Source organism: Aeromicrobium sp. (assembly GCF_014378035.1).
Taxonomy (GTDB): Bacteria; Actinomycetota; Actinomycetes; order Propionibacteriales; family Nocardioidaceae; genus Aeromicrobium.
Genome location: NZ_JACMOM010000360.1, coordinates 1 through 2,208 on the forward strand (window position 1 = coordinate 1; position 2,208 = coordinate 2,208).

At 63.5% G+C, this 2,208-nt stretch carries 3 protein-coding genes; all 3 read left to right on the forward strand.

The features are described 5' to 3' along the window. Positions 1-1,373: hypothetical protein (locus H7290_RS18960; protein ID WP_290515582.1), on the forward strand; the 1,373-nt coding region annotated here is incomplete at its 5' end. Positions 1,374-1,402: 29 nt separating this feature from the next. Continuing rightward, a complete protein-coding gene (locus H7290_RS18965) occupies positions 1,403-1,987 on the forward strand; it encodes a hypothetical protein (RefSeq protein WP_290515583.1) in 585 nt (194 codons plus the stop codon). Between the two features lie 35 nt (positions 1,988-2,022). Then, positions 2,023-2,208 (forward strand): hypothetical protein (locus tag H7290_RS18970; protein WP_290515584.1); only part of this gene is annotated, 186 nt, incomplete at its 3' end.

The window sequence follows — 2,208 nt, forward strand, 5'->3', positions numbered from 1 at the left end:
AGACCCCGATGCTGCCGTGGAACCGGACCCTCGCCGAGACCTTCGACGGCGAGAACGAGCTGCGGCGCGCGGTCGGCCTCGGCAACATCAAGCGCCCCTACACCGGCACCGTGGACCCGGAAGAAGTGTTCAAACAGGTCATCGACACCAATAGTGCGTTGTATGCGCAGGATGTCGCCAAAGTTGCCGACTCTTCAGCAAGTCCTGAAGTCGCTATCGAAAAGATAGGTTTCGGCATCGGTCAGCTCGCCTCGGAGCAGGTCCGAGCGGCCGATGCGGCGATGCAGATGATCTCGGCGCCAGATTCGAGCGTGAGCAGCGTCTTGATAAACATGTTTCTCGACCTGGTCATCTCGTCGGTGTCCGCGGGCCTCGCGAAGCTCGCGTCGGGCGCTGTCATGAGCGCGCTCGAATCCCGGGCCGCACGCTCGCTCGTCGGGAACAGTATCAAGGAGATGAGCAAGGTGGAGATGGTAGAGATTCAGAAGAACATCGCGAGCCGGTCCCCGCTCATGCGCGAGTTCGCCGTGGAGGCCACGAAGGCGGGCATGAAGGACGTCTTCAAGAAGGGTCTGGAGGCAGGAAAGTCAGCCGTGACGCCGACAATCGACAAGTCCGCGCTGGCAGCGTTTCACGAGGCGCAGGTCGCCGGTATCAAACGCCAGGATAGAGCGCGGCAGCTCGCCTTCAAGGATGTCGTGTCTGCGCTCGCGCAGGCTGACCTCGATGCACTCAATCACTTGGCGGTGCTAGTCAATGGTGATCTATACAACAGTGCCTTCCCGCTCGAGCTCGAGGCCACGATGCGCGAATGGCAGAACTTGAAGGCGACGTCCGCGCTGGGTAACGCCGTTGACCCCTGGCAGTCGAAGGAGTCGACGGAGACGGGTCATCGTACGGAACGCGACGCAAAGATGGGGCGGGTGTTTGGCGCCGTTGCGGAGGGTGTCGTCGAGGTCCATGTCGACGTCGAATCTCAGTCGCTGAGCCGTGATCCAAGAATGATTTTCATGGCGATGGCCGGGATCGAGCCGAAGTCGCTCGAGTACTTTCGGAAGGCAAACCTCTCGCTCGCAACCTGCGGCCTCAATCTCTACTATCGAGTCAACGACCGGCAGGCAGGTGATTTTTATGGAGCCCTGTTCGCGTTCGGGGTTGGCCCTGACTCGGGAGCTCAGCTCACTTCGCTGGTCGGGCGGGAGTACGCGGCCGCGCAGGTGTATGCTTCCGGCCAGCCGATGACCGCGCACCAGATCGACCTCGTGCAGGCGGGCGAGGTTCACGGCGCATCGCAGGGCGAGATGGTCGCCGCGTTGCATGACCTTCAACAGACCGTTGGCCACGCGTCACTTGGCAACCTGAGGGCGAAATGATCCACGGGGGTGCGAAGATTCTCGTCCTGGTGGTCACATTCGCGGGCTGCAACCGTCGAGAGCCCGTCTTTTTCGTCGATTCTGTCGAGTTCAAGCGATCACTTCGTTCCCTGTGCCTCCCATACCTCGACAACACCATCCGGGACGAGAGTGGACCGGATACAAGCAGGCTCGAGGAGCACTACCGGTGTGGTGCGATGGCCAGCGCATTCGGGAAGTACATGATGTTTGATGTCCGAGGCGCCGGCGATCAGCGACGTGGCGGCGACATGTGCGAGCTCGAGATCGGCCCCTTTACGGTCACACGGCCGGCGGACTGGGCGTTCCTCGAGACGCTGATCCCCTCCCGCGGGATCGGCGCGGCCATTCGTACGGAGCTTTTGAGGGCGGCCAACGGGGCCGAACAGTACGAGATCACGACGCACGTCGCGGGGGTGAACGTCACCGCGAACCAGTACCAGGCGTCGTGGCATCCCCGGGCATTCATCCGGATCGATGGTTGCGGGCGTGGCCCGGCCGTCTCGACTCAGGTGGTCCTCATGCCAGATACCCTCATCACGCCGGGAACGCAGCCCGCCGAATCGGTGCCCCCGCCCGCGGAGCCGACGAATTAACGCAACCCCAGTCGTCGCCGGCCGATGGGTGGCTCATGACCATCGACCCGAAGTCGCCGCACTGGCGCGCGCTCGTCTCTGGCCTCGTGGACCTGGCGGCGCAGGCTGGCGGTGCCGAGCGCCTGTCACCCGAGACCCTGCGAACCGTCGCCGAAGAGCTTCGCTCGTGCCTCGACGCGCCACACCCGCTGACGCGGCTCGGCCTCGAGCCGCACGAGCTC